The organism is Ensifer sp. BR816, from assembly GCF_000378985.1.
Classification (GTDB): domain Bacteria; phylum Pseudomonadota; class Alphaproteobacteria; order Rhizobiales; family Rhizobiaceae; genus Sinorhizobium.
On record NZ_KB905370.1, the window covers coordinates 4,659,374 to 4,682,173 of the forward strand.

Consider the following 22,800-nt stretch of genomic DNA (forward strand, 5'->3'; position numbering starts at 1 on the left):
AGCGCTCAACCTTCAAGCGGCCCAATGGTAATCCTCCTAGAAGCGACCGTTCGGGTCTATTCTGCCCTCTGCGGATTGTGGCTGGATTATCTGGAGCCCGCCGCGCCAAGAGAAACGGCGAAATTGAAACCATTCACCGCAACATGTCCGCACGGTGGAAATGATTCGCGTTAGCTCTGGACTGAGCGTTAACTGGACTGTGCTGACGGAGGAGGCAAACCATGGCGATGTATCTCACGCGCTTCAGCTACACACCCGAGACGTGGGCGCGCATGATCGAAAACCCCGAGGATCGCCGAGAGGCGGCACGCACGTATATTGAATCAGTAGGGGGAAAGCTCCACGGGTTCTGGTACGGCTTTGGTGAGCATGATGGCTGGAACCTGTGGGAGGCGCCTGATACCGTCTCGATGGCGGCTGTCGCGCTAGCCATCGGCGCAGGAGGCGCGCTCAGCTCTATCGAGACGACTGTGCTCCTCAGCGTTGAGGAGACGATTGAAGCTCTCGGAAAGGCGAAGACGATCCGGTACCGACCGCCGGCCACGTAGACGCGGCCCACTGCTTCTTATCCATATTTAGACGAGTAGGTGCTCGCGGGCACGCGGGTCCCGGCGCACAGTCTCTGCGAAGTGGGCCGGAGGTTGGAAAGCCCGCAATAACTCTTTGTGACGTTCACCAACATCTCAGTCGGGTGGGAAACAGCGATTCCGCGCGGTTCGCCCGAACGGCTCCGGCAACTCCGGACATTGGACGCAGGTATATGCCGTTTGAGCGTAGGTCCGCAGTCTGCGAAAGAAACCACTCAACGAGAATGTTGAGCTTCCACTGCCCGGCTCTTCGTTCGTTGGCGACCAGGAAAAATGCGCCTCCCGTCCGCACCGAAACGTCCAGCGGTTTGACGCGATCCCCTCTCCAGCGAGCGCTCCCTGCAAACTCATGGAAAAATCAGTTTCCGAACCTCTGACGATGGACGCGCTTGCAGCGTCATCTGGCATGTCGCGCCGCCGTCTCGAGCGGTTATTCCAGCAGCATCTTGGCATGCAGCCACGGATATTTTACCGCCAACTGCGGATCGAGCGGGCGCACGCACTTTTTGAGAATTCCGCGATTCCCGTCATAGATGCCGCAATAGCGTCGGGCTTCGTTAGCCAATCCCACTTCGCCAAGGTTCACAAGGCTTTCACGGGCTGCACGCCCCAAGAAACCCGAGCGGGGCGGAGACAAGACGGAGGACCGGTCGGTTCATGGCGCGAGCGATCAATAGGGATGTCCGCATTTGCCTAAAAGACCAGGAGCGTTCTCGTTCGGCCGACGTCCCCCAGGGCCATTTTTCGTGCGATCGTAGATTGCGACATCGGCGTAGCTGCGGCTAGGGCGGAAACGCTGTGAGCGCCAGTGGCCCGATTCAACGTCACCGGCGACGTGGCCGCTTTCGCCTTATCAAGATAGTGGCAGGAGACTGAATTCACCGCCGAAACCCGACAATTTTTCACCGGGAGAAACGGTTGACGCTCACTGACGCAGGCTCGGGAGCCCCGTGATGGCCGTGCAGCGGAGTGCGTCAGCTTGCGTCAGGAATGTGTACAGTGCGAGCTTGCGTCCCCGGAAACACAAACTAGAACTGTCTTGACGAGGCTTCCTCGCCGCGCGGCAGACATTGTTGAAGCCTCGAAAATTCCCTCATTATTAAATCTGGGCATTCTTAATGAACAGGCTTCCACTTTCGGTCGAAACCCTCCGCAGTTCGAAGCGCGTGCGGTGCAGCCTCTTCTTTCTCGCGGGCGGCGTGGGAATTGGGGCATGGGCTTCGAGCCTGCCGTTGCTTGCAGCGAAGTTGGGCCTGGACAAAGGGCAACTTGGGACTTTGCTGTTGTGTTTCGCCCTCGGGGCGATCGTTCTGATGGTGAATGTCGGCCGTATTAGTGATCGCATTAGCGGGAGCTACGTCTTGAGTCTTGGGGGTAGCCTGGTGTTCGGCCTCGCAATCCTCATGATTCCATTCGTTGACGGCCTTGTCATGGTCGGAGCGCTTGTGTTTCTGGCGGGCGCCGCCTTTGGAACGCTCGACGTATCGATGAACATCGAGGCATCGGATATCGAGCGAGCAACGGAAAGGCACTTAATGTCGTCCTTTCATGCTCTGTTTAGCATCGGGAATATCGTTGGGGCTTCGTTGGTCGGATTCCTTGCTTCCTTTGGCGGCGGGTTGCGAGAATGTCTGGGAGGCGCCGGAATTCTCGTGCTTCTTTCAGCGGTGTCGACACGATTTGTCGCTCGTAACGACGCCAAACAACAATCACGCACCGATACCGTCGCGACTGATAGCCAAGCTACGTTGGATAGGTCGCAGACACTGCTGGTCCTCCTGTTCGGCGTTGTTGCCTTTCTGGCTTTCCTGGCCGAGGGCGGGATCATGGATTGGTCGGCTGTTTACATGGTCGACACACTCGGTTCTTCGGAGAGTGTGGGGGCCTACGCTTTCGCGATCTTCGCCGCAGCCATGGCAATCGGCCGTCTGCTTGGCGACGGCGTGACCAAACGAATTGGGCACGTGAACGTGCTGAGATACGGAGGACTGGTTTGTGCATTGTCCCTTTCAACGATGTTGATTGGAAACAGCGTCGAAATCAGTATGGCGGTCCTTGCGTTGTGCGGTTTCGGCGTCGCGAACATGATACCTGCGGTCTTCGCGTCGGCGGGAAGAATTGGTTCTCATGCGGCCGGAAGAGCGATGTCGATCGTGACCACGATGGGATATAGCGGGCTGCTACTTGGACCAGCGCTGCTGGGTTTCGTCGCGCAGGTTTCGAGCCTCACAATCAGCTTGGGACTGGTGACGCTTGCGTTTGCGTTGATTTCACTCGGCACCCTTTACTTGAAACGCCGCTTATCGCAGTTCCACAAGCAAACTCAAACCAGTGAAAGCTTCGCGTGATTTCGGAAAACAAGAAGCGTTCGGAAGGCGTGCGCGAACAGCGTCGCGGGGCGGCTCGTCATCGGAGATTGCGCCGGTCGGATCAAGTTGTCACGTCTGTGCGATCGCCGACGGAGTTCTCGCATCCCTCCGAAATCTTTAGGGGGTCAGCGTTCTAAGCGCACGCTCGTGCAGCGCCTCATTGGCAGACGCCAGAACATGGCCGCCCGCTTCGGGGCGCTCGCCTATTAATCCCGTCACAACACCGCCAGCCCGCTCGATAATCGGGACCAAGGCGACGATGTCGTATGGCTGCAGGGACAATTCCAGACAAAGATCGATCTGTCCGGCTGCGAGCATGGCGAATGCATAGCATTCGCCGCCATAGCGCGTCATCTGGACGCTGTCCCGCAAGCGTTCGAAGCGGACATCCGGGAATTCCCCAAAACGTTCGGGAGAGTTCGTGTGCAGGATCGCTCGAGACAGATCTGTCGTCGAGCGCGTCCTCATGCGGTGGGTGCCCGACACGTTTTTCGCCCAAGCCGCTTCCTGATCCGCCCAGAAGCGCTCCTGCGTGAAGGGCTGGCTCATCATCCCCATCACACTGCGACCTTCCAGTGTCAGACCGATCAACGTTCCCCAGACAGGAATACCGCATATGAAGGGCCTCGTGCCGTCGACCGGGTCAAGGACCCACTTCCATGGTCCAGTCCCGGTCTCGCCGAACTCTTCACCGAGGATTGCGTGCTCGGGATACTCAGACGAAATCAGTTCACGCAGGACTCTTTCGGCTTCCTTGTCCGCCAAGGTCACGGGATCAAAACGATAGCCAGGCTTGAACTTCTCTTCGACTTCGAGAGTGGTGCGGAATCGAGGCAACGTCTCCATAGAAGCCGCGTCCGCCAGGCGATGGAGAAATGAAACGGGAGGGAACGTGTCCATGGTCTTATCCAAGCTGGCCCATCTATGTGTAAGACCGCGCATAAATGACAGGCCTGAAAGAGTGGCGGCGATGGGGAGAACCACCGCCGCCTGCCACCTTTTGCGATGTTGGTAACGTACAGCAGGTGGCGAGCGCGTTAGCTAATTGCCCTGGAAAATGGTGATCACCGCATCTCTCTTCAGGGTGGCCTGAAGCTCGTGGAGGGAAGCAACCTGGGCGGAAAAGTTGCCGATGTGAGGGCCGAGCCACCAGAGGCAGAGCACTGTCAGGATTGCGACAGCGATCGGAGTGCCCGGAACGTTAATTCTGTGAAACTTCAAGATCGCCTCCCGTCGCCAAGTATCCAAGCACGATAAGTCACAGCGGTCCGCAGGTGGATTTCTCATCTCTAAAATACCTGAAGCAATATGACGCAGTTGCCTCCATCTGTTGCGAATGGTGACTCGGACGATCCCAAAGGGAGATCAGCCAGCGACCAGCGTCGACATCAGCGCGTGCAGTTCGCGGGCGACATCGTAGCTGTTCTGCTGTTGTTGTTTTCTGCAGAAGAGCTCGCAACTCCACCACCCGTCGTAGCCAGTCGCTATGACTGCATCGGCCCACAGCTTCAGGTCGATCACTCCTCCGCCCGTCGGCACGTCTCTCAATACCACTTCATCGGGAACTCCGCCGGAAAATGCCAACGAGTCGCACACATGGACGCCATAAATGATGTCCTTGTCGAGCCGCGCGATGTCGTCAGGGGTGTTTCCGGACGTATAGCAGTGCCAGAAATCGATCACCATCCGGATGTTATCGCGCCGGGAGCGATCGATTATCATCAGTTGCTTTTCAATCGTGTTCAGGGGCGTCCAGGAAAGCGCTTCGAGATATATGAGAAGCCCATGACTGGCAGCGAGGTCGGCGATCTCCGAGAGGTTCGTTGCGGTAAGGGCGATTTGCTCCTCAATGGCTCGACCGAGCAAGCCGCTGTAAAGGTTCGTTGGGAGGCCGTCCTGATGGCGCAGCACCGCTTCCACGTTGACGGGACCGGTCAGCACCTGAACCCCTTTGGCCCCTGCTATGTAAGCGAGACGAAAGAGCTCCTCCGCTTCTCGCATGAGCTGCTTCCTCGCCTCGCCCTGGCGCTCTATATCGACTAGGAAGCCGATGCCCGGCACGTTCACATCCTGCAGCAGCGCCGCCAGCTCGGCTTCGGAAAAGCCAGACCCCAGAAATGCCCTCAGCTTGGCTGCGGATGCTTCTATGCCGTCGAAACCGACCTCCTCGGCGATGTCGAGATCGATCGCCAGCGTTGAATGCTTCGCGACGAGAGAGTGCAGTAGGAGCTGGTGCTTTTTGGTCATAACCTAGCCTTTTCTATTTCACGTTTCTGCTCGCCGACAGCTTCATAGGTGCGGCGGAATACGAGCTTCCGATAAGCGCGCGATGCGTGTGTTCAGGCGCTCTCGTCAAATGGCCGGATCACCGTCGCCCGGCCTCTTTTGGCCGCTGAAGCCACCGCTTCGGTAGCGACCAGCGCCGCGAAACTGTCCATGCCAGTCGCTAGTGGGGACGCTTGGTGTCTTGCCGCTGCCACGAATTCCTCCAGGGTGGCGGTGTGCAGATCGCGGTCACGCACGGGAACGAGTTCGTTACGGCCCGCGAGCCTGCGCACCAGGACGCCGGTACCGCGCGAGCTCAAGGTCCCGCTGGCAATCAGCACGCCATCAGTGCCGGCTGCCACCACCATGCTTTCCATGTCGGCTGTGCCAAAACTCTCATGCGCCTGGAGAAAGCTGCCATCCTTCATGCGGATCGTATATGCCAGATGGTAAGGCGAGCCGTTCGATTCCTTGGCAAAGGCTATCGCCTCAATGGGCTCGCCACCGGTGAGAAAGCGCGCGAGATCAATGTCCTCGGCGCAGATGTCAAGAAATACGCTGCCACCATCAGGGGATATCTCCCCCCTCCGATTTGGAGGAGGCTGAAAGGGGCCGCCGCGCAAGATCGAAACGGACTGGATCGTACCGATTTCTCCATCGAGAATGAGCCGGCGCATAGTCTGGTGAACCGTGGAGGCACGAAGGGGCTGGTTCACCGCGAGCACGACTCCGTTGTCGGAGCAGTGCTTGATCAGTCGCCTGGCGGTTTTGCTGTCTTCCGATAGCGGTCCATCGCAGAGAATGTGTTTTCCGGCATTCGCCGCTGCGAGGACGTAATGCTGTCGGCGCTTGAGCGTGGCGCTGATGTAGACGAACTTGACGGCCGGGTCGGACCAGACCCGCTTCATATCTGTGGTGGCCTGGGGGATGCTCAGGTCGTTTGCGAAATGAAGGGCATCGGTTTTGCTTTTGCTCACCACCCACAGCGGCGAATGCCCCATCGCACGAATGGCCGCAACCATCTGCTCGGTCGCGATTGTCCCGGTGCCCATAACGGACCAGCCTTCGGCGGCGCTCTGTCGCAATTCCATGGGTGCCTCGCGGATCGGCTTTCGGCCACAGTGCGGCAAGACTCCGCGGAGAGCAACTTCGCACCCCGTTGATGTCCTTCGCGAAAAGAAGTAAGATGTGCTTCCTATTGCTTCAGTTCGGAGGGCTGCAAGATTGGATCATATCGCGGGAAATGCCGGCGCTCTGGCGGCCAATCTCAGAACCCTGTGCGAGGGACACGGTTCGATTGCGGCCGTCTGTCGAAAGATCAATGTCAACCGGCAGCAGTTCAACAAGTATCTTTCAGGCGCTCACGTGCCATCTGCATCCAATCTAAGGATGATCGCGAACTATTTCGGCCTCAGCGTTCCAATCCTGTTTTCGGATCCAGACGAGTTTCGCACACTTGTCGACGGAAACTTCTTCCATGCCATGTCTACCGCTCGCCAGCTACCGGAGTTCTCGCGCTTCGTGTCAAACATGATCGTCGAGAACAATTCTCTGGATGACGATATCCTCGGTGTCTATGACAGGTATCAGTTCTCCTCCATCTACAAAGGTTTCGTGCTGCGGTCCGCCTTTTGCATCTACCGCAACAAGGAGTTCCTTCAGCACTATTATGTCGAACGGTTCCCGAGCTTCGATGATCCAAAGAAGACTGAATATGTTTTCAAGTACTACGGCTTCTGTTTTCCCGTGGCCGACCGCATCTTCACGGCCGACTTCGAAGGAATCCAACGCAACGAATTGACCTTTGGAGTTTACGCTCAGGTAAAGCGTAATGCGAAGAAGTTCATGTTCGGCATAGCCAGCGGCATCGCCGCAAACATGTTCAGACAGCCATACTCCACCAAAGTGGCTCTCCACTACCGCGGGCCAGGCCTTCTGAAACGCGAGCACCTCAACAACCTGACCGTGATGGATCGGAACGATCCTTCGATACCCCGCGAAGCCTTGCAATATCTGGGTGATGGGTCTGACATGATCCAGATGGGGTGAAGCCCGACTGAAATGGCCGGGCTCGTATTCGTCAGGGATGCAATTCCACAGCCAACCAGACGGAGTCGGTGTCCGCATAGTACCGGTGCCAAGGGTAGGTCCACTGGTTCCTTCCAGTCACCCTGCAGAATGGATCATGCGAATAGCCGACGGGCATCACCACGTCTTCGTACAAGGTGGATGGGTCGCGTTCTCTGAACTTCTGCATCCTGCCAGAGCCGTGGATCTGCGTGTGCGTCTCCAAAAACGGATGCTCATGATGAATGAAACAGTCCGTGTCGCCGGGTGCCCACCAGAGATTTAGCTTCAGCGTAAATACCTGCGGCGCCTCGTGTTCTGTGCGCTCGTTCGTGAAAACGCGGGGGTCCGTCGTGACCGTGCCGAGCTCGTCCTGCTTCGAGATAAAGAGGGGCGTGTCCCTCGGGAAACTGCGGATCCGGTTGCCGAGCCAATCCCAGCCCCGGAACATGGCTCCTCCAAGATTGGTCGCACGCTGCACCTTCACTAGCGCGACCCGTTCGGCGCTCTTGATGCACCCGCCGCGCAGCCAGGTGGATTTCCAGGCGGGAACGATCGCCGGATGCTCTTCCCCGGTTACAAGCGGCCGCGGGCTCAGGTTGACGACGATTGCATCCTCGACCTCGTGGTCAACCACGTTCTCGACGAGCTTCGCGTAAATGAACTCGTCGGCAAACGCGAGATCTCTAATTTTGTTCTCCACGGCGAACTCCTCCTGGAAGGCTACTTTCTTCACAGGAAGCCACGACAAGAGCGAAATGCCTATTGCGCGGGACTCTGATTTACCGCGCAAGTATACGCGCAGCGTGCGTCTAGTTGCGAATCCTCTTGAGGCGGCCACCAAGCGGCATGCAGATCGTCTGGGAACAGAGCCGCGCGAAGAGCCAGCCTATCGAGCGGAAGGTCCCAGAGGGGCGATGCAAAGCTCAGCAGGTCTTGCGTCAGTCTGCGTCAGCTAATCGTGCCCTGCGAACTTGTAAGGTTTGCACGAAACGCGGACTGTTCATCCCAGGATCGAAAGAGCCGGTATCCGAAGGCTCGCTGGCAAAAACACTACCGAGGAGGGTTGATCAGATGAAGCTCACGGGCGGTCAAGTCGTCGCGAAAGCACTAAAGGAATATGGAGTGGAGTATGTCGCCGGTGTTCCGGGCCACGGCATCTGGTCGCTCTTCGACGCATTTCTTGAAGAAGGTTCGCAGCTTCCTTTTATCCAGGTCATGCACGAGCAAAGCGCTGTGCATATGGCGGATGGCTATTTCCGGGCGTCGGGACGCCCGATGGCTTGTTCGACCTCGGTGGGTCCGGGTGCCGCGAACACGATCATCGGCCTGGCAACGGCCTATTGCGACTCCACATCGCTGTTCTATGTTTCCGGCTCGCCGCAGACCTACATGCATGGTCATGGCACCATGCAGGAACTGGAGCGCCAGCAGGACAACGCCTTCCCGCGTATCACCGAGCAGGTGACGAAGCGCGCCTGGCAAGCGAACTCGGTTCAGGTCCTGCCGAGCATCATGCACCGTGCCTTTAGCGCGATGATGACGGGCCGTCCCGGTCCCGTCCACGTCGAAGTGCCGATGGATGTGCAGGTCGAGGCGGCGGATGTCGCAATTCACCCGCTGGAAAAGCGCCTGCCGATCGGCGTGGCCTACCCGGACCCGAAGGCGATAGAGGCGGCCATCAAGGTTCTGCTGAACGCCGAGCGTCCGGTCATAGTCGCAGGCGGCGGGGCGATCACCGCCAATGCCTCGGCCGAACTGACGCGCCTTGCCGAAAAGCTCGGCGCGGCGGTGTCGATCACCTGGAACGGCAAAGGCGCGATCTCGGAAGATCACGCACTGTTCATCGGAGCCGTCGGGCAGACCGGCACGACCTGCGGCAACACCATCACTGCTTCCGCTGACGTGGTCGTCTCGGTCGGTTGCCGTTTCACCGACTGGTCCGCCTCATCCTACGCCAAGGGCGTGTCCTTCTCGATACCGTCGGCCAAGCTGATCCACATCGACCTTGATCCGCGCGAAATCGGCAAGAACTACGAGACCGAAGTCGGTATCGTTTCCGATGCCAAAGTCGCTTTGGAAGCGATGTTGGCCATGATCTCCGACGCCGACTCGACGAGGATGTTGTCGCGTCGCGAGAAGTTCCTGGCCGACGTGCAGAAGGCCAAGGCCGACTGGCGCGCCCAGGTGGAGCCGCGCGAGAACAGCCGCGAAACCCCTTTCACCTCGCAGCGGCCCCTCATGGCGCTGCGCAAGGTGCTGGACCGCAACGGCATTGTTGTCGTCGGATCGGGCAACACACAAGGCTCGGTCAAGCAGAGCTTCCCGGTCTATGAGCCGCGCACGCATCTCACCTCGGGTTCCTATTCTCCAATGGGCTGGGCGGTTCCGGCTGCGCTGGGCGCCAAGCTTGCCTGCCCCGATCGCCAGGTCGTGGCGATCGTCGGCGACGGTGATTTCATGATGTCCCTGCCGGAAATGGGTACGGCAGCGATGAACGGCATCAACGTGGTGTTCCTCGTGCTGAACAATTCCGGCTACATGTCGATCCGCGGCGGTCAGCGCAAGTTCATGGGGCGTCACATTGCATCGGAGTTCAAGCGTCACGCCGGCAATGGCGAGCCCTATTCGGCAGACATTGCGGCGTCGGCCCGTGCCTTCGGTCTGGAGGCGTGGAAGGTCGAAAAGGACGAAGACCTGGAAAGCAGCCTGAAGGCGGCTTTGGAATGCGGCGGTCCGGCCCTGGTTGAAGTCGTCGTATCACGCGACGCGGCAGGTCCGTTCGCCACTGGCTGGTGGGACTTCCCGTCGCCAGCGTACTACGAGAAGGAACAGACTGCTTACGCTGAGATGCGTGCACGCGAGCAGCATCTCTAAGCAGATCTCGCGAGGGTGGCGGTAGGCCGCCCTCGCCACTCACCATCCACCACGTTGAGAGTGCGGCGCTTGCGGCGACCGTAAACGAAGAGTCTTTGTCATGATACGGCACATCAAATCAGCGCAGGCCTCTGTAGAAGAAGGCGGTACCGACAGCGCGGTGACCAAAGCAGTCGAGGCGCTTCTCGCAAAGGTCAAAAACGGTGGTGACAAGGCAGTTCGCGAACTGTCGATCCAGTTCGATAAGCTCGACCGAGAAACCTATCGTCTTTCGAAGGAAGAAATCGACCGCTCCATCAACTCGCTCACGGGGCGCGAGCGCGAAGACCTCGACTTCGCGCAGGACCAAGTCCGAAAGTTTGCAGAAGCTCAGAAGGCAACGCTGACCGACCTCGAAGTCGAGACGCTTCCTGGAGTGATCCTGGGTCATCGCAACGTCCCGATTCAGAATGTCGGCTGCTATGTGCCGGGCGGTAAGTATCCGCTGCTGGCCTCGGCGCATATGACGGTCCTGACCGCCCGCGTTGCCGGCTGCGAACGTGTCATCACCTGCGCACCGCCTTTCCAGGGCAGGACTTCCGAGAAGATCGTCGCTGCCCAGGCACTTGCAGGCGCCGACGAGATTTATTGCCTTGGTGGTGTTCAGGCGATCGCGGCGATGGCCTACGGGACGGAAACGATTGCATCGGTCGACATGCTTGCGGGTCCCGGCAACGCCTATGTTGCCGAAGCGAAGCGCTTGCTCTTCGGGAAAGTCGGCATCGATCTCTTCGCCGGCCCGACCGAAACACTTGTCATCGCTGACGACAGCGCCGATGGCGAACTGGTGGCGACGGATCTTCTGGGGCAGGCCGAGCACGGTGTAAACTCGCCAGCGGTTCTCATCACGAACTCGGAAAGACTTGCTCGTGACACCCTGACCGAGATCGATCGCCTCCTGAAGATCCTGCCGACCGCGGCGATTGCCGCAAAGGCATGGGAAGACTTCGGGGAAATCATCCTGTGTGACACGATCGACGAGATGGTCGCCGAAGGTGACCGGCTTGCTTCCGAGCACGTCCAGATCCTGACGCGCGATCCCGACTACTTCCTTAACAACATGAGGAACTACGGCGCGCTGTTCCTGGGCGCCCGCACGAACGTCTCCTTCGGCGACAAGGTCATCGGCACCAATCATACGCTGCCGACGAACAAGGCTGCCCGATACACGGGCGGTCTCTGGGTCGGCAAGTTCCTCAAGACCTGCACCTACCAACGCATCGAGACGGACGAGGCATCCGCTTTGATCGGGCAATACGGCTCTCGCCTTTGCCTCATGGAAGGATTTGCCGGCCACGCAGAGCAGTCGAACATTCGGGTTCGTCGCTACGGCCGCAAGAACGTCGGCTATGCCATGCCGGCGGACCCCAACTGACAACTTCGCATAAAGAGCCTGCCAAGGGCCTGCGATCAACCGCAACCAGAGAGGAATACATAGATGTCAAAGTTTCTTGCAAGTCTTGTCGCCGCCACCATGCTGGTGCCGGCGGCTGCGCGTGCGGAAGGCACGATCGAGGTTCTCCACCACTGGGTTTCCCAGAGCGAAGTCGACGCCTTGAACGTCATCCGCAAGGACCTGGAAACGAAGGGTTTCCAGTGGAAGGACTCCGCCGTCGGCGGCATGAGCGGCGCGAACGCGCAGCAGGCCCTGAGGTCACGCCTGACTTCGGGCGACCCGCCGGGAGCAATGCAATTCCTGGGCTGGGAAGGTCCCCAGTGGGCCGAACAGGGCGTCGTTCGCGATCTGAACGATCTTGCCAAGGAAGGCGGGTGGCGTGAGGCGCTTCCCCCGCAACTGCTTACTTTCGTCACCTCGGGCGATGCCTTCATTGCGGCGCCGATCAACATGCACCGTCAGAACTGGGTGTGGGCCAACAAGAAGATCTTCGACGACGCCGGCATCGCGCCTCCCAAGACATGGGAGGAACTGATCGCTGCCGGTAAGAAGCTCAAGGAGAAAGGCGTCACGCCGGTCGCGATGGGCGACGAGCCCTGGCAGATCGGGATCATCTTCGATGCGCTGCTGTCGGACTTGAACGGCCCCGAATTCTACAAGAAGGCAGCAATCGACCTCGATCCGGCGGCGCTGAGCAGTCCGGAAATGACCAAGGTCTTCGACACGCTGCGCGAGGTCCGTGGCCTCGTCGACGACAATTTCGTCGGCCGAGACTGGGCCGTCGCGACCGGCATGGTCATCAACGGCGAAGCCGCGATGCAGTTCATGGGAGACTGGGCGAAGGGCGAGTTCCTCGCCAAGGGGCTGAAGCCGAATACGGATTTCTACTGCTTCGCCACCCCGGCCAAGGTGCCGACGTTCCAATACGTCATCGACAGCTTCGGCATGTTCACCGTGAAGGACGAGACTGTCCAGAAAGCCCAGGTGGCTCTCGCCGAGACGATCATGGATCCCAAGGTGCAGAAGGGCTTCAACCTGATCAAGGGTTCCATCCCGGCTCGAACGGACGTCTCCGTGGACGACTTCGATGACTGCGCGAAGCTCGGCTTCAACGAACGTGCCGAAGCAATCGAGGCGGGTAGCATGCTGGGCGCGATGACACACGGCTTTGCCGCCAAGCCGGAATTCGCATCGGTCTTTGGCGATGTGGCTGCCCAGTTCTTTGTCGGCAACATGTCTTCGGAAGACGCCGTCAAGATGCTCGTCGAAGGCATCGACAACGCCCGCTGACACAGCGGCCGGGTGCCCGGCACCCGGCCCATCTCAAAGGATTCGGTCATCGGAGCTAGCTCATGAACGCCGCCAAGAGTTTTTCATCACGATTGGCAGGCTGGCTTCCACGCATTGTCGTCGCTCCCAGCCTGCTGATCGTCATCGTCACGGTCTACCTGTTCATCCTTTGGACAGGCGTGATCTCGTTCACCTCCTCGAAGTTCGTACCGGTCTACGACTTCGCTGGTTTCGAGCAATTTGTTCGGCTGTGGGCGACGCCGCGCTGGCACACTGCCGTCGCGAACCTCTTTATCTTCTCCGCCCTGTTCCTATTGCTCTCGACGGGCATTGGCCTGCTCATGGCAATCCTGCTCGACCAGAACATCCGGGCGGAAGGATTCTTGAGGGCAGTCTACCTGTATCCAATGGCCCTGTCGTTCATCGTCACCGGGACGGCATGGAAGTGGATCATGAATCCCGGCCTCGGCATCCAGAAGGTCGTCAACGAACTTGGCTGGACGAGCTTCACGTTCGACTGGATCACCGACCCCAAGATGGCGATCTACACGGTTGTGATTGCTGGCGTCTGGCAATCCTCGGGTTTTGCCATGGCGATTTTCCTGGCCGGCCTCAGAGGGATCGACAACTCGGTCATCAAGGCCGCGCAGATCGAAGGCGCCAGCCTCCCGCTCATCTATCGGCAGATCATCATCCCGATGCTGCGGCCGGCGATGCTGAGCGTGATTGTCCTTCTGAGTTATATCGCCATCAAGAGCTTCGACCTGGTGCTGGCGCTCACCAACGGTGGCCCCGGCTCGGCGACTGAGCTTCCCTCAACCTTCATGTTCTCGGCGACGTTCCGCAGGAACCAGATGGGGGTCGGAGCGGCGAGCGCCATCATGATGCTCATGACCGTCGCGGCAATCATCATCCCCTACCTCTATTCCGAACTCCGGGAGCGCAACAATGGCTAACGCCCTCTCGCAGCCAAAACCAATGGCAGAAGTCCTCCCGCGTCAAAACCGGATCCGTCTGGGTCGCCTGTTCATCTATGCCCCACTCGCTGTCATGGCGGTGCTCTATCTGATGCCTCTGTGGGTTATGGTCGTGACATCGCTCAAGCCGCTCGACGAAATCTACGGCGGCTCCTTCATAGGGCCGCCGCAGACCATCACCCTCGATGCCTGGCGTTCCGCCTGGTCGCAGGCCTGCATCGGTACCGAGTGCACCGGCCTCAGACCCTATTTCGTGAACTCGCTGCTCATGGTCGTTCCGGCCGTCGTCCTGTCGACCGGTATCGGCGCCATCAACGGCTACATCCTGACGAAGTGGCGATTTCCGGGCGCGAACTTTGTGTTCGGCTTGCTGCTCTTCGGATGCTTCCTGCCCTATCAGGCGATCCTGATCCCGATGGCGCGAACGCTCGGACTGCTCGGCCTCGCCGGCGGCATTCCGGGCCTCGTATTCGTCCATGTCGCCTACGGCATCTGTTTCACGACGCTGTTCTTCCGCAACTATTTCGTCTCGTTGCCGGACGAACTCACCAAAGCGGCTATGGTGGATGGAGCAGGCTTCTTCAGGATCTTCTGGAGCGTCATCCTGCCCACGTCGATTCCGATCATTGTTGTCTCCTGTATCTGGCAGTTCACGCAGATCTGGAACGACTTCCTGTTTGGTGTCTCGTTCACGTCCGGCGGCAACAGCCCGATAACGGTCGCGCTCAACAACATCGTCAACGTGACCACCGGGCGCAAACAGTACAACGTCGACATGGCCGCCGCCATGATCGCCGCCATCCCCACTCTCTTGGTCTACATCGTTGCTGGACGCTATTTCGTCCGCGGACTGACGGCCGGCGCTGTGAAAGGTTGATCCAATGTCCACTCTTGAAATCGATCGCGTCCGCAAAACCTACGGCAATCTCGAAGTCCTCAAGGAGGTGAGTATCTCCATTGGGACTGGCGACTTCCTCGTCCTTCTTGGTCCTTCCGGCTGTGGTAAGTCTACGCTTCTAAACATGATTGCCGGTCTTGAAAACATCTCGGGCGGCGAGGTCCGGATTGCTGGCAAGGTCGTAAACGAGCTGTCGCCAAAAGACCGCGACATTGCGATGGTCTTCCAGTCCTACGCACTTTACCCGACGATGACGGTTCGACAGAACATCGAATTCGGCATGAAGATCCGCGGTGTATCGCCAGCTAACCGCGACAAAGCCGTTCGGGCTGCCGCCGACCTGCTGCAGATCACGCATCTGCTTGATCGCAAGCCCTCGCAATTGTCGGGCGGTCAGCGCCAACGTGTTGCGATGGGACGCGCCATTGTGCGTCAACCCAAGCTGTTTCTGTTTGATGAGCCTTTGTCGAACCTCGACGCTAAGCTGCGCGTCGATATGCGCACGGAGATAAAGCGCTTGCACGCGCGGCTCGGCACGACGATCGTCTACGTAACGCACGACCAGATCGAAGCGATGACGCTTGCGACCCGCGTTGCCGTGATGAAGGGCGGTGTGGTCCAGCAGCTCGACGACCCGCAGACGGTCTATGACCGGCCCGCCAACGTCTATGTCGCAAAATTCGTCGGCTCGCCGTCCATGAACATCATTCCCTGCAGGGTCGAAGTCGAAGGTACGACCGCGACCGCGATCATCGACGTTGCTAACCGGCCGGCCGCGCGGATCCCGGGAATAGGTCTGTCCAGCCAAGCCGCATCCACATATGCGAACCGCAAGGTTCTCATTGGCATCCGGCCCGAGTTATTCAGCGTCGGAAATGGGCAGGCGCAAGGTGCAATCTCGGTGGACGTTGACGTGGTGGAGCCCACCGGCCCCGATACGCTTGCCGTGTTCCATCTCGGCGGCGTGGAAGTCACGGCCCGTTTGCCGCCAAAGCAGGTCAATGCAGGCACCGCAGCCACGCTCGCCGTCGATACTTCGAAAATCGTCCTCTTCGATTCGGACAGCGAAGAGCTGATCAATTGACAGGATGTTTCATGGACCAGATAGCGGACATTGTCATAATCGGGTCGGGGATCGGCGGCAGCTCTCTCGCCTATAGTCTTGCGGGCTCGGGAAAGCGCATCTTCATTCTCGAACGCGGGGAGTACCTGAAGGACACCCCCGAGGCTCGGGATGACGTGGCCATTTTCCAGAAGGGCTTCTACAGGTCGTCCGAAGAATGGGTGGGTACCGATGGCCAGTCGTTCCTGCCGGGCAACTACTACTATGTCGGTGGCAATTCCAAGTTCTTCGGGGCGGTGATGTACCGTTACCGGGCCGAGGACTTCGAGCCCCGTCCGCATATGGAAGGCCGCTCGCCTGGCTGGCCGTTAGGCTATGCCGATATGGAGCCCTGGTATGAGCGGGCAGAGGAAATCTATGGCGTCCGTGGTGCGGCCGGCGAGGATCCGACGGAGCCGCCGCGATCGCATCCGTATCGCTTCCCGGCTGTTCCCGACGAACCGGCCATTGCCGCGGTGCGCGCAAGATTGCGCAAGGCCGGCGTCCACCCGGCAAGCCTGCCGCTGGCGATCGATATCGAGGAGTGGCTTCGACGCGCGAAGACAGGGTGGGACGCGTTCCCGAATACCGGACGCGGTAAGATCGACGCCGAGGTCGGCCCGCTTGCCAGTGCCCTGGCCCACCCGAACGTGAACGTCATTACGGGCGCAAATGTGGTGCGGCTGGAAACGGATCCGCTCGGCACGAAAGTGACGGCCGCCGTTTATATCAAGGATGGTGTGGAGCAGCGGATCGGCGCCGAAATTTTTGCAGTGGCTGCCGGTGCGGTTCAGTCGGCCGCGCTACTGCTGAGATCCGGCAATAGCACGCATCCCCGAGGCCTCGGCAATAGCTCCGACCAACTTGGCCGCAACTTCATGAATCACAACACGACGGCGATGCTGGCGATCGATCCAAGATCACCCAACACCGCCGTCTATCAGAAGACGCTGGCCTTCAACGATTTCTACAACAAGGACCCAGATACGGGCTTCCCGCTGGGCAATGTTCAACTGCTGGGCCATATCACCGGCAATATCCTCAAGGCGCAAACGCCGTCGGTGCCGGCTTGGATGGCAAGGCTCATGGCGCATTATGCCTATGGTTGGTTTCTCACAAGCGAGGACCTTCCCAATCCAGACAGCCGAGTAATGGTGAAGGACGGCAGGATCGTGATGCATTGGGTGCGCTCAAACATGCGTGCCCACGAAGCGCTGATCAAAAGAACCCGCGAGGTCATGCGCAAGGCCGGCTTTCCCATCGTCCTGACGCGCACGTTCGGCCGGAAGACGACCTCTCACCAGTGTGGCACCGCCCGAATGGGAACTGACCCGCAAGCATCGGTTGTCGATCTCGATTGCCGCAGCCACGACTTGGAGAATCTGTACGTCACGGACGCGTCGGTCTTACCTACTTCGGCCGCCGTCAATCCGGCACTGACGGTCGCTGCGCTCGCTATCAAGGCAGGCAATTCGATCTCAAGGGGGCGATGATGGCACGCTGGGACATTGGGTCGGCGCTTTTCGGAGTTCGCTCCCGGCAGCCGGATGAAGTCAACACGTTTGATTACATCGTCGTCGGCGGAGGCTCGACCGGGTGTGTCGTGGCCTCGCGTCTCTCGGAGGACCCCGCCGTTAGAGTACTGCTCCTCGAGGAGGGGCCGCGCGACCTCAATCCCTACATTCACATTCCCGGCGCGTACTACAAAACCGCGCAGGGCGAACTGCTGAAGCGCATTCCCTGGGAACCGATGGCCGATCAGCGACGCGCTGAGACGCCGACCATGGTGCAGGCCCGCGTGCTTGGCGGCGGCAGCTCCGTCAACGCGATGATCTACATTCGTGGCGTGCCGTCCGACTATGAGCAGTGGGTCAACCTGGGTGCCGAAGGCTGGAGCTATGCCGACGTCCTGCCGTTCTTCATGCGCGCCGAGGACAACAATCGCTTTTGCAACGGAGTCCATGGTGTCGGGGGGCCACTCGGAGTTTCGGATATCGACTATATTCATCCCCTGACCCGCGCCTGGTTGCAGGCCTGCCAGCAGGCGGGTCTTCCTTACAACCCCGACTTCAACTCAGGAAATCCGGCAGGTTGCGGCCTGTATCAGATAACGGCCCGCAACGGGCGCCGCAGCTCTGCCGCGGTTGCCTATCTCAACCCAGCCCGCAAACGGAGCAATCTGCGGATCGAGACTGGGACCACGGTTACGCGCGTGATAGTTGAGAAGGGACGCGCAGTCGGTGTCGAATGTGTGAAGGGCAAACGCACCGTAGTCTATAGGGCCGAGCAGGAAGTCGTCCTCTCCGCCGGGGCGATTGGCACGCCCAAGCTCCTGATGCTGTCCGGGATTGGTCCCGAAGGCCAGATCAGACGCCAGGGGATAGACCTCCAGGCGGACCTGCCTGGCGTGGGCCAGAACCTCCAGGATCATATCGAAATCTCGATAGTCTACCAGCTCAACGGACCGCACAGCTATGACAAGTATAAAAGGCCTCTCTGGAAAGCGGCGGCCGGGCTGAACTACGCTCTCTTCCGTAGTGGCCCGGCGTCATCGAACCTGATTGAAGGGGGCGCATTCTGGTGGGGCGACAAGGCCGAGACGACCCCTGATATCCAATATTTCATGGTCGTTGGCGCGGGCATCGAGGAGGGGGTCGATGCGGTGCCCGGAGGTAACGGATGCACGGTCAATCTGGGGCAGATCCGACCCCGCTCCAGAGGTGAGGTGACGCTCGCTAGCGCTGACCCGACGGCAAATCCGCGCGTAGCGCCGCGTTACTTCTCGGACCCATACGATCTCGACGCCATCACCGACGGAACAATGACCGCGCTCGACATCATGGCGCAGCCGGCAATCGCCCGATACGTCGCCGCCCGGCACACGCCGTCGCCGTCTCTCAAGACGCGCGAGGATATCAAGGCATTTTGTCTCAAGGACGCCCACGCCGCCTTGCACCCTTCGGGGACGTGCCGCATGGGGCAGGACGAAATGGCGGTGGTCGACCCGCAGCTTCGGGTGAGAGGGATCGACGGTTTGCGGGTCGCTGATGCCTCGGTTATGCCAACGCTGATCTCGGGTAACCCCAATGCCGTGTGCATCATGATCGGCGAGCGGGCGGCCGATTTCCTGCGCTCAGAAACCGCGCAGAGACATTAAAAGGATCTAGGCTGATGACCCTCACACTAGATCAGGACGCCAGGGCAATACTCCTGCCGGCGTTCGACAATCTGGATTTTGCGGACGTGATGGAACCGTTTCTGAAAAAGGGCGGCCGTTCCGTTCTGATCGGGGAAACACGGGCCGAGTACGTGGCTCGAGAGATGTCAAAAGAAAGACTGGCCACGGAGACGCCGGAGATCTTTCGGACCGCTGTCGACAGGCTCCGGGCTGGATGTCCCGAGCTCATAGTCGCCGTCGACCAAGAGTTGGGCGGCATCCAGAGGCTGGAAGGGCTTGTCTGTGCGCTCCCCGACTTGCAAGACGCGGAGGCGTTGTCTGAAAACGTGCTCGCCGAACGTTGCCAACAAGTCGCGGCAGCCGCTCGCGAGCTCGGCGTCACGATGTTCCTGGCGCCGATCGCAGACGTCGTCGACGGCCGAAATCCATGGCTGCACAACCGGACGATGGGCAGGGATGCGCAAACCGTCGCGAGGCTTGCCGCGGCGTACGTCAAGGGCGTCCAGAAGGCGGGGATCACTGCAGTGACGAAGCACTTTCCGGGCTTCAACGATCTTGAAGCTGACCCTGCGCTGGTCGATGTTTCGCTCGGAACGACACTCGACCGCATCCTCGGAAGTGCCCTGCCGTTCAGGGCTGCGATCGAGGCTGGGACGAAAGCGGTGATGACAGGCCCCGCGCCCGTCGCCGCGTTCGACGCACAAAATGCTGCCAGCACGTCAGCGACTGTGATCGCGCTGCTGCGCGGGCACTTCGGCTTCAAGGGCCTCGTTGTCAGCGACGATCTTGACGCTCCTGCCACGATGCGCGGCGCATCGCTTCTGGACACCGCTATAGCCTCCCTCAACGCAGGGGTCGACCTCCTGCTCGTCGGAGGAGGGCCACACATCCACGCCTTGTCCGACGGCATCGCCGACGCAGTGCGGGCTGGGCGTCTTTCTGCCGAGCGGTTGGCAGATGCAGCGTGCCGCGTGAGGGAAAACGCCGCTGGACGTTGAACGAACGGTATCGGATTGCCCGCAGGGCTTGTCCGGAGGGTGCGAAGCAAAAGGCCCCACTGAACATACGTGAGTTGAAACGCAGTCGATCGCAGTCAACGCCGCCTGCAGCAGCGCGGTGCCGCCAACTGCCGCAGGCTGCCTAAGCGGCTTTGTTAGCCAACCGACGCGAGCGCACCGACCCAAGACATTGGCAACGAGCTGTCCATGGTGGTGGTGATTGGGCCACCAGCGTTGCACAGGCCACTCCGCGAGGAGTTCGCATTATTCCATGGCCGACCAATCCCTCTGCGACCACACGGGATAGGAGATAGTTGTCGAGCCGCTCACGACGGTCAGCTATTGGGGCCTAGGACGAAGCCGCTCGCGCGGCACTGGCGCCCGTGGTGAGGGTGCAGGAATGATCTGAACGGCGTGCATTTGCAGGTGTGCGGTCCTGGCTGACGATTGAGGTGTTCTCAATCTTCAGACAGGAGGTTGCCATGACGGAGGAGAGGACGACCCCGCTGCGCGAGCGGCTTCGTCCAAGGGTCGACAGGAGACGGAAAGCCCTCGACCGGAGAGCGCCAAAGCAGTCGCTTGCTCTTTCGCTCCGATCAACTGCGGCATGGCTCCTCAACGGCGGCGTTGGAGAAAAAGGGCGATAGCACCCCGTCAGGCTGGAGCGACAGCCTGACCCTTGATGCGGCCCTGGTCACGCATTTGCCTGGAGAGCCGTTGAACGGAAGATGATCGCCGGGCGGGTTTCGCTCGAACGGAAGCCGCGGTCCGCAACGTGAAGAAGACGCAGTATGCTCGCCACAGTCGTGCTGCCCCAAAGTGTATGATATCGTGCGTGAACTGCGTGGGCCGTTTGGAGGGGGACCACATGCCAAGCGCATCCGCATTGCTCGGAACCTGGCGAATGCTCTCGTGGACGCGGAAAGTTGTTGTCTCCGGCGAGGTAACCGATGCCATGGGCGCGGAGCCTGTGGGATTCCTCTCTTATCAGGCAGACGGCCGCATGATGGCATTGGTGGTCAGCCGTGCTCGGCCTGCACCCCAGGCGGCCAAGCTTACGAATGATGAGAAGGCTGCTCTTTTCGATTCTATGCTGGCCTATAGCGGCTCCTACACGGTCGAAAACGGCAGGGTCACGCATCACGTCGATGCAAGCTGGAATCCTCTTTGGGGGGTGGCCGAACTCATCCGACCGTATTCGATCAGCGGCGACAGGCTGGTGATCAGCGACGCGCCGGGGATCGACCCTGTGACGGGTGAGGAAGTAATTTATCGGATCGAGTTTCAAAAGGTCTGAGGGGGGCCTTTTGACACCGAAGCGGCAGGCCGTGTGTCCAAACGCCGATCCCAACCGCGGCCGCTTCGCGCGTCACAATGCGGCCTTTCCGGCAGGGGGAACCATGACAGGAATTCTCGACGCGGTTGTCATAGGCGCAGGCTCGGCCGGGCTTGGGGTCAGCTATTTTCTCAAGCAGCAAGGATGCGCTCATCAGGTGCTTGAACGGAGCCGCGTAGGCGAGACATGGCGGACCCAGCGCTGGGACTCTTTCCTTCTGAACTCACCGAATATCCGTTCTTTGCTGCCCGGCGATTCCTTTGCCGGACCGGACCCGTGGGGTGCCAGCACGCAGCAACAGTTCGTCACCTATCTCGAGAGCTATGTCGAGCGGCATCGGTTACCGGTGATAACCGAGACTCCGGTCGAGAAACTCTCTAGGGATGATGAGGCCTTTCTGATGGCGACGCCGCGCGGTGCGTTTCGCGCGCGCAACGTCGTGATCGCGAGCGGTAGCCTGAATTGTCCGAAGCGGCCGCCATGGGCGGCGGAACTGCCGCCGACAATTCGCCAGCTCGATTCCTCGACCTATCGCAATGCCGCCGAACTGGAACAAGGTGCAGTCCTCGTGGTTGGCAGCGGTCAGTCAGGCGGTCAGATTACCGAAGACCTGGTGCTTGCGGGTCGCTCGGTCTTTCTGGCGACCAGCCGGGCCGGCCGTCTGGTGCGGCATTACCGCGGCGGCGACATCTTCCACTGGATGACCCTGTCGGGCTTTCTCGACATGCCGCGCCAAGAATTCGTCCTGCCCTCCGGGAAGCTGCCGGCGAGGGGCCTGCTCGGTGCCACCCACACTATCAGCCTGCAATCGCTGAGCGCCGAGGGTGTCGTGTTGGTCGGTCGCTTCTTGGGTGTAGAGAATGGCAGCCTGGTATTCGGCGACGACCTGGATGAGCATATACGCTTTGCGGACGAGAGTTCAGCCAACGTCAAGCGCTTTATTGACGCATACATCGGGCGCGCCGGGCTGAACGCGCCGCCTGCCGAGGACGACCCTGCCGAGATCATCGCGCCGCGCCTGCCCAATCCACCAATCCGCTCACTCGAATTGGCGACGAGTGGCATAACGTCGGTAATCTGGTGCACAGGTTTCAGAGGCGATTTCCGATGGATCAAAATCCCGGACTCCATCGATGGCAGCGGCCAGCCCATTCACCAAGACGGGATCGGATTGGTTCCAGGGCTGTATTTTTCCGGCCTCGATTTTGCCTCGACGCGGAAATCGGGAATCATAGTGGGTGTGGCGGAAGAGGCGGCACGTCTGACGGGCCATCTTGCTAAGATATAGCACTCTTTAACGTGCCAAGCGGCTTGCTGCGGCTGCGGTGCACAAATCTCCGCTGCATTTGAAATCTGTCGTCAGTAGCCCCTTATTTCCTTCAGCGTATCCTTGACGTGGCTGTCGATGAAACTCTCGTTCT

Annotated in this window: 20 protein-coding genes; 15 read left to right on the forward strand and 5 right to left on the reverse strand. The window is 59.8% G+C overall.

Translation table 11 applies throughout. The features are described 5' to 3' along the window. Positions 1 to 221 precede the first annotated feature (221 nt). The 3 genes from RHIBR816_RS0122295 (at position 222) to RHIBR816_RS0122305 (ending at position 2,935) form a co-directional block, all read left to right on the forward strand. The gene (locus tag RHIBR816_RS0122295) at positions 222 to 548 is read left to right on the forward strand and encodes a GYD domain-containing protein (protein ID WP_018238072.1); all 327 of its coding nucleotides are present in this window, start codon (positions 222 to 224) and stop codon (positions 546 to 548) included. 445 nt (positions 549 to 993) lie between these two features. Beyond that, positions 994 to 1,284 carry a helix-turn-helix domain-containing protein gene (locus tag RHIBR816_RS36340; RefSeq protein ID WP_245262737.1) on the forward strand — a complete coding sequence of 97 codons (291 nt, stop codon included), beginning with the start codon at positions 994 to 996 and terminating at the stop codon, positions 1,282 to 1,284. 421 nt (positions 1,285 to 1,705) lie between these two features. Continuing rightward, positions 1,706 to 2,935, forward strand: a complete 1,230-nt coding sequence (locus RHIBR816_RS0122305; protein WP_018238822.1) for an MFS transporter — start codon at positions 1,706 to 1,708, stop codon at positions 2,933 to 2,935. Between the two features lie 138 nt (positions 2,936 to 3,073). Here the strand turns inward: RHIBR816_RS0122305 and hisN are convergent, their stop codons facing one another. The 4 genes from hisN to RHIBR816_RS0122325 form a co-directional block, all read right to left on the reverse strand. Next, on the reverse strand, positions 3,074 to 3,856 hold the full coding sequence (hisN, locus tag RHIBR816_RS0122310; RefSeq protein WP_018238823.1) for a histidinol-phosphatase: 783 nt from the start codon (positions 3,854 to 3,856) through the stop codon (positions 3,074 to 3,076). A gap of 141 nt (positions 3,857 to 3,997) precedes the next feature. Next, the gene (locus RHIBR816_RS0122315; protein ID WP_157628224.1) at positions 3,998 to 4,177 is read right to left on the reverse strand and encodes a hypothetical protein; all 180 of its coding nucleotides are present in this window, start codon (positions 4,175 to 4,177) and stop codon (positions 3,998 to 4,000) included. Between the two features lie 144 nt (positions 4,178 to 4,321). Further along, positions 4,322 to 5,203 (reverse strand): sugar phosphate isomerase/epimerase, encoded by an 882-nt coding sequence (locus RHIBR816_RS0122320; protein ID WP_018238825.1) that lies wholly within the window; start codon positions 5,201 to 5,203, stop codon positions 4,322 to 4,324. 92 nt (positions 5,204 to 5,295) lie between these two features. Further along, positions 5,296 to 6,312 carry a Gfo/Idh/MocA family protein gene (locus tag RHIBR816_RS0122325; RefSeq protein WP_018238826.1) on the reverse strand — a complete coding sequence of 339 codons (1,017 nt, stop codon included), beginning with the start codon at positions 6,310 to 6,312 and terminating at the stop codon, positions 5,296 to 5,298. A 133-nt stretch (positions 6,313 to 6,445) separates the two neighbouring features. Between RHIBR816_RS0122325 and RHIBR816_RS0122330 the strand changes: the two genes are divergently transcribed. Continuing rightward, a complete protein-coding gene (locus RHIBR816_RS0122330) occupies positions 6,446 to 7,270 on the forward strand; it encodes a helix-turn-helix domain-containing protein (protein ID WP_018238827.1) in 825 nt (274 codons plus the stop codon). Between the two features lie 31 nt (positions 7,271 to 7,301). Here RHIBR816_RS0122330 and RHIBR816_RS0122335 read toward each other — a convergent pair whose 3' ends face one another. Continuing rightward, positions 7,302 to 7,991, reverse strand: coding sequence for a hypothetical protein (locus RHIBR816_RS0122335; RefSeq protein ID WP_026187311.1), 690 nt, complete (start codon positions 7,989 to 7,991; stop codon positions 7,302 to 7,304). A 371-nt stretch (positions 7,992 to 8,362) separates the two neighbouring features. Here RHIBR816_RS0122335 and RHIBR816_RS0122340 point away from each other — a divergent pair, with 371 nt between their 5' ends. The 11 genes from RHIBR816_RS0122340 to RHIBR816_RS0122390 all read left to right on the forward strand — a co-directional run bounded on the left by RHIBR816_RS0122340 (position 8,363) and on the right by RHIBR816_RS0122390 (position 22,667). After that, a complete protein-coding gene (locus RHIBR816_RS0122340; protein ID WP_018238829.1) occupies positions 8,363 to 10,165 on the forward strand; it encodes a thiamine pyrophosphate-binding protein in 1,803 nt (600 codons plus the stop codon). 100 nt (positions 10,166 to 10,265) lie between these two features. Continuing rightward, the gene (gene hisD, locus RHIBR816_RS0122345) at positions 10,266 to 11,579 is read left to right on the forward strand and encodes a histidinol dehydrogenase (RefSeq protein WP_018238830.1); all 1,314 of its coding nucleotides are present in this window, start codon (positions 10,266 to 10,268) and stop codon (positions 11,577 to 11,579) included. Positions 11,580 to 11,642: 63 nt separating this feature from the next. Then, positions 11,643 to 12,890 (forward strand): ABC transporter substrate-binding protein, encoded by a 1,248-nt coding sequence (locus RHIBR816_RS0122350; RefSeq protein ID WP_018238831.1) that lies wholly within the window; start codon positions 11,643 to 11,645, stop codon positions 12,888 to 12,890. Positions 12,891 to 12,952: 62 nt separating this feature from the next. Next, on the forward strand, positions 12,953 to 13,846 hold the full coding sequence (locus tag RHIBR816_RS0122355) for a carbohydrate ABC transporter permease (protein ID WP_026187312.1): 894 nt from the start codon (positions 12,953 to 12,955) through the stop codon (positions 13,844 to 13,846). 22 nt (positions 13,847 to 13,868) lie between these two features. Continuing rightward, the gene (locus tag RHIBR816_RS0122360) at positions 13,869 to 14,744 is read left to right on the forward strand and encodes a carbohydrate ABC transporter permease (protein ID WP_018238833.1); all 876 of its coding nucleotides are present in this window, start codon (positions 13,869 to 13,871) and stop codon (positions 14,742 to 14,744) included. Between the two features lie 4 nt (positions 14,745 to 14,748). Then, on the forward strand, positions 14,749 to 15,849 hold the full coding sequence (locus RHIBR816_RS0122365; protein ID WP_018238834.1) for an ABC transporter ATP-binding protein: 1,101 nt from the start codon (positions 14,749 to 14,751) through the stop codon (positions 15,847 to 15,849). An 11-nt stretch (positions 15,850 to 15,860) separates the two neighbouring features. Then, on the forward strand, positions 15,861 to 17,360 hold the full coding sequence (locus RHIBR816_RS0122370) for a GMC oxidoreductase (protein WP_018238835.1): 1,500 nt from the start codon (positions 15,861 to 15,863) through the stop codon (positions 17,358 to 17,360). Next, on the forward strand, positions 17,357 to 19,024 hold the full coding sequence (locus tag RHIBR816_RS0122375) for a GMC family oxidoreductase N-terminal domain-containing protein (RefSeq protein WP_018238836.1): 1,668 nt from the start codon (positions 17,357 to 17,359) through the stop codon (positions 19,022 to 19,024). The genes RHIBR816_RS0122370 and RHIBR816_RS0122375 overlap by 4 nt, the downstream gene beginning before the upstream one ends. Before the next feature lie 14 nt (positions 19,025 to 19,038). Then, positions 19,039 to 20,043, forward strand: coding sequence for a glycoside hydrolase family 3 N-terminal domain-containing protein (locus RHIBR816_RS0122380; protein ID WP_018238837.1), 1,005 nt, complete (start codon positions 19,039 to 19,041; stop codon positions 20,041 to 20,043). An 868-nt stretch (positions 20,044 to 20,911) separates the two neighbouring features. After that, positions 20,912 to 21,340 (forward strand): lipocalin-like domain-containing protein, encoded by a 429-nt coding sequence (locus RHIBR816_RS0122385; RefSeq protein WP_026187314.1) that lies wholly within the window; start codon positions 20,912 to 20,914, stop codon positions 21,338 to 21,340. A 103-nt stretch (positions 21,341 to 21,443) separates the two neighbouring features. Next, positions 21,444 to 22,667, forward strand: a complete 1,224-nt coding sequence (locus tag RHIBR816_RS0122390) for an NAD(P)/FAD-dependent oxidoreductase (protein ID WP_026187315.1) — start codon at positions 21,444 to 21,446, stop codon at positions 22,665 to 22,667. The last annotated feature ends 133 nt before the right edge of the window (positions 22,668 to 22,800 follow it).

Excerpts from the sequence above, each read along its gene's own strand:
- RHIBR816_RS36340 (WP_245262737.1), top strand. The coding sequence starts at position 994 with ATGTCGCGCCGCCGTCTCGAGCGGTTATTCCAGCAGCATCTTGGCATG.
- RHIBR816_RS0122325 (WP_018238826.1), bottom strand. The coding sequence starts at position 6,312 with ATGGAATTGCGACAGAGCGCCGCCGAAGGCTGGTCCGTTATGGGCACC.
- RHIBR816_RS0122340 (WP_018238829.1), top strand. The coding sequence starts at position 8,363 with ATGAAGCTCACGGGCGGTCAAGTCGTCGCGAAAGCACTAAAGGAATAT.
- RHIBR816_RS0122295 (WP_018238072.1), top strand. The coding sequence starts at position 222 with ATGGCGATGTATCTCACGCGCTTCAGCTACACACCCGAGACGTGGGCG.
- RHIBR816_RS0122385 (WP_026187314.1), top strand. The coding sequence starts at position 20,912 with ATGCCAAGCGCATCCGCATTGCTCGGAACCTGGCGAATGCTCTCGTGG.
- RHIBR816_RS0122380 (WP_018238837.1), top strand. The coding sequence starts at position 19,039 with ATGACCCTCACACTAGATCAGGACGCCAGGGCAATACTCCTGCCGGCG.
- hisD (WP_018238830.1), top strand. The coding sequence starts at position 10,266 with ATGATACGGCACATCAAATCAGCGCAGGCCTCTGTAGAAGAAGGCGGT.
- RHIBR816_RS0122365 (WP_018238834.1), top strand. The coding sequence starts at position 14,749 with ATGTCCACTCTTGAAATCGATCGCGTCCGCAAAACCTACGGCAATCTC.
- RHIBR816_RS0122320 (WP_018238825.1), bottom strand. The coding sequence starts at position 5,203 with ATGACCAAAAAGCACCAGCTCCTACTGCACTCTCTCGTCGCGAAGCAT.
- RHIBR816_RS0122390 (WP_026187315.1), top strand. The coding sequence starts at position 21,444 with ATGACAGGAATTCTCGACGCGGTTGTCATAGGCGCAGGCTCGGCCGGG.
- hisN (WP_018238823.1), bottom strand. The coding sequence starts at position 3,856 with ATGGACACGTTCCCTCCCGTTTCATTTCTCCATCGCCTGGCGGACGCG.
- RHIBR816_RS0122355 (WP_026187312.1), top strand. The coding sequence starts at position 12,953 with ATGAACGCCGCCAAGAGTTTTTCATCACGATTGGCAGGCTGGCTTCCA.
- RHIBR816_RS0122305 (WP_018238822.1), top strand. The coding sequence starts at position 1,706 with ATGAACAGGCTTCCACTTTCGGTCGAAACCCTCCGCAGTTCGAAGCGC.
- RHIBR816_RS0122360 (WP_018238833.1), top strand. The coding sequence starts at position 13,869 with ATGGCAGAAGTCCTCCCGCGTCAAAACCGGATCCGTCTGGGTCGCCTG.
- RHIBR816_RS0122350 (WP_018238831.1), top strand. The coding sequence starts at position 11,643 with ATGTCAAAGTTTCTTGCAAGTCTTGTCGCCGCCACCATGCTGGTGCCG.
- RHIBR816_RS0122370 (WP_018238835.1), top strand. The coding sequence starts at position 15,861 with ATGGACCAGATAGCGGACATTGTCATAATCGGGTCGGGGATCGGCGGC.
- RHIBR816_RS0122375 (WP_018238836.1), top strand. The coding sequence starts at position 17,357 with ATGATGGCACGCTGGGACATTGGGTCGGCGCTTTTCGGAGTTCGCTCC.